The sequence below is a fragment of the Paracoccus sp. (in: a-proteobacteria) genome (assembly GCF_047973135.1).
Taxonomy (GTDB): domain Bacteria; phylum Pseudomonadota; class Alphaproteobacteria; order Rhodobacterales; family Rhodobacteraceae; genus Paracoccus.
This window is the reverse complement of the sequence record NZ_JBKEBL010000304.1, coordinates 1-3,397: the sequence shown is the minus strand read 5'-3', so window position 1 is coordinate 3,397 and position 3,397 is coordinate 1. Positions and strand designations below refer to the sequence as shown.

Annotated in this window: 2 protein-coding genes and 1 pseudogene; 2 read left to right on the top strand and 1 reads right to left on the bottom strand. The window is 64.1% G+C overall.

What is annotated here, in order from left to right; genetic code table 11:
* Positions 1-576 precede the first annotated feature (576 nt).
* Positions 577-711 (bottom strand): annotated as a pseudogene (locus ACK5L9_RS22060) (IS3 family transposase); the annotation flags it as partial.
* Positions 712-1,143: 432 nt separating this feature from the next.
* Between ACK5L9_RS22060 and ACK5L9_RS22055 the strand changes: the two are divergent.
* Both ACK5L9_RS22055 and ACK5L9_RS22050 read left to right on the top strand, forming a co-directional pair.
* Complete coding sequence (locus ACK5L9_RS22055) at positions 1,144-2,811, top strand: ABC transporter ATP-binding protein (RefSeq protein WP_416913606.1); 1,668 nt, start codon at positions 1,144-1,146, stop codon at positions 2,809-2,811.
* The coding region (locus tag ACK5L9_RS22050; protein ID WP_416913605.1) for a YgfZ/GcvT domain-containing protein at positions 2,808-3,397 on the top strand (590 nt) is incomplete at its 3' end. The genes ACK5L9_RS22055 and ACK5L9_RS22050, both read left to right, overlap by 4 nt.

The window sequence follows — 3,397 nt, the reverse complement described above, 5'->3', positions numbered from 1 at the left end:
CATTTCATGGCCGAAGCGGCAGAGTGACGAAAAAGGCGCAGCGCTGTCAGACGACAAGATCAGCAAGATCGACGACCTGCGGCCAGAAAGCCGGTAATCCAACGGCCCCGACGAATGACCGTCCCGGCGGGTCTGGTCTTGCGGCGGCCGGTACGGGGCAATCCCGAGGCCGTTGCCATGACGGCTCAGGCCCGGCGCTTGACGTCATGGTTCGGCAGAAAAATCGGCACCTGCCAACGCGATAGCCTGACGACTTTCTTTTGATTGTGTTGTCAGGCTATAATCCCCTGATTTGACACTGGTTCTGCGCCAATTTTATGATCAAATTGGCTTCCGTCAGCTATAGTGGTGTCAGGCGCTGGCAGGCAAGGATCGCCCTTTGTTCATACGACACGCAGCCGCAGGCGGGACGTATCCGTTCGATGCAGGGCGCGGTAATGCTCGACAGGTGTTCTTGTCTGTTCGACGCCGATCGAATCGATGCTCAGCAGAGCGGTGCCCCGAACTGTCTCGTCGGAAATAGCATCCTGCCCCAGTGCCGTGCCGCGATACATGCAGGTCGCGGATTTCTTTCTGCGGCGTGCAGCCGATCTTCGCTGCAATCGACATCACCGCCTGCCACCGCGATGAATGCTGATCCGCGTTGTCGAGAACCAGTCGCACGGCGCGCTCGCGCACTTCAGGGGAAAACTTGTTCATCGTTTTACTCATGATGCTCCATCCTACTCAAGAGGTGGAGCCTCCGGCAAACCCGGCGCGGTTCAGAGCGACAAACATTGGCCGAAGAAAATCTTGCCAGCGGCAATCACGATGTTAACGTTACCGATGCCCCGACATGGAAGCTCATCCTGATTGTCGCTGGCGTCTCACCCGGATTGACCCGCTATAGCGCGGGCCATTCATGACATGATGCGCAAGCCCTTGGTGATTTGGGGCCAAAGCCCCGGATTGACGGGGCAGGCGCTTGCCGACGGGGCGCGGGACGGGCTATGGCTGTGCAAGTTTGCCGCCTTCCCGCAAAAGGGGGTCGGCCCCCCTCCGGAGACGACCGTTCCAGTGAGCGCAGCGACGACCCAGCCCGCCCGGACCCGCAGCCTGTTCAGGCGGTTATGGCACGATTACCTGCATCGGCACCGTTTCGCGATGCTGATGGCCTTTGCTCTGATGACGGTCGAGGGATCGACCCTCGCGCTGATCTCGTGGATGCTGAAGCCGCTGTTCGATCTGGTCTTTGTCGGCAAGCAGGAGGGCGCGATCTGGTGGGTTGGCAGCGCGATCTTTGGCGTGTTCCTGCTGCGCGCGCTGACTACCATTGCCAGCCGCGCCACGCTGACCCGCATATCCCTGGGCATCGCGACCGAGATCCAGCGTGACATGCTGGCCCATATCCTGACTCTGGATGGCCGGTTCTTCCGCGACAATCCGCCCGGTGCCCTGATCGAGCGGATACAGGGCGACAGCACCGCCGTGCAGGGGGTCTGGGCGACGCTGCTGACCAGCACGACGCGGGATGTCATCTCGCTGATCGGGCTGTTCGCGGTCGCCGTGCATATCGACCCGGAATGGACCATGGCGGCGCTGATCGGGGCGCCACTGCTGATCGCGCCTGCGGCGCTGGTTCAGCGTTACATCCGCCGCAAGGTCAGGCAGAACCGCGCCAATGCCAGCATCCGCGCGACGCGGCTGGACGAGGTGCTGCACGGCATCGCCTCGATCCGCCTGAACCGCGCGGAAGAGGCGCAGAGCCTGCGCTTTGCGCGGATCGTCGACAAGATCCGCAAGGCCGAGGTCAAGGTGGCGGCGACTAGGGTGTTGATCCCGGCGCTGACCGATATCGTCACCGGCATCGGCTTTGTCGCCGTTCTGGCCCTTGGCGGGCATCAGGTGATGACGGGCGAACGCAGTGTCGGCGATTTCATGTCCTTCTTTACGGCTCTGGCGCTGGCCTTTCAGCCTCTGCGCAGGCTGGGGACCACGGCGGGCGGCTGGCAGACGGCAGCGGCCAGTCTGGAGCGGATCTATCAGATTTTCGACACCCCGCCGACGATCCTTTCGGGGCCGCGCAGGCAACCGCCCGCCGACACCGCAATCACGCTGCGGGATGTGTGGCTGTCCTATGACGACCAGCCGGTGTTGCGGGGACTTGGCTTTACGGCGGAACCGGGCAGGACCACGGCGCTGGTCGGGCCGTCCGGGGCTGGAAAATCGACCGTGTTCAACCTGCTGACCCGGATGGTCGATCCTGATCGCGGGCAAGTGCTGCTGGGGGGCGTGCCGGTCGCGGAATACGACCTTGGGGTGCTGCGCGACCAGTTTTCGACCGTGGCGCAGGAATCGGCACTGTTCGACGAGACCCTGCGCGAGAACGTGCTGATGGGCCGCCCCGATGCGGGTGAGGCCGCGCTGCGCCGTGCGCTGCAGGTCGCCCATGTGGTCGAATTCACCGATGCAATGCAGGACGGGCTGGACAGCCGGGCGGGGCCGCGCGGCTCGGCCCTGTCGGGGGGGCAGAGGCAGCGTATCACCATCGCCCGCGCGGTACTGCGCGACGCACCCGTGCTGCTGCTGGACGAGGCGACCAGCGCGCTGGACACCGCCAGCGAAAGGCTGGTGCAAGAGGCGCTGGACAATCTGGCGCAGGGGCGCACGACGCTGGTCATCGCGCACCGGCTGTCAACCATCCGCAATGCCGACAAGATCGTCGTGATCGAAAGCGGCAGGGTTGTCGAAGAGGGCAGCCATGACCAGTTGATGGAACAGGGGGGGGCCTATGCCCGCCTTGTCGCGCTGCAATTCGGAGAAAGCCAATGACCCGTCAGATCATCCGCATCGCCGGCCCGGACCGCGCCGCATTCCTGCAGGGGCTGGTGACGAACGATGTCCGGCACGCGCCCTGCTGGGCCGCCCTGCTGACGCCGCAAGGCAAATATCTGGCCGATTTCCTGATCGTGCCGCAGGACGACAGCGTGCCGCAGGACGACAGCGTGCCGCAGGACGACAGCGTGCCGCAGGACGGGGCGCTGCTTCTGGATGTGGATGCGCGGCTGGCCGATGACCTGATCCGGCGGCTGACAATGTACAGGCTTCGCTCGAACGTCACGATCAGGGCCGTGGACATGCCCGTTGCGCGCGGCACCGGCCCGGCCCCCGAGGGGGCTATTGCCGACCCGCGCCATGCGGCACTTGGCTGGCGGCTTTACGGTGCGGCGGGCGAGGATGGCAGCGACTGGGACGCGATTCGCGTGGCCCATTGCATCCCTGAAACCCTGATCGAGCTGATTCCCAACGAGACCTTCATCCTTGAGGCCGGGTTTGATCGCCTGAACGGTGTCGATTTTCGCAAGGGTTGTTATGTCGGGCAAGAGGTCACGGCCCGGATGAAGCACAAGACCGAACT

Coding starts and splice junctions, on each gene's coding strand:
- ACK5L9_RS22055 (WP_416913606.1), top strand. CDS start 1,144: ATGCTGATGGCCTTTGCTCTGATGACGGTCGAGGGATCGACCCTCGCG.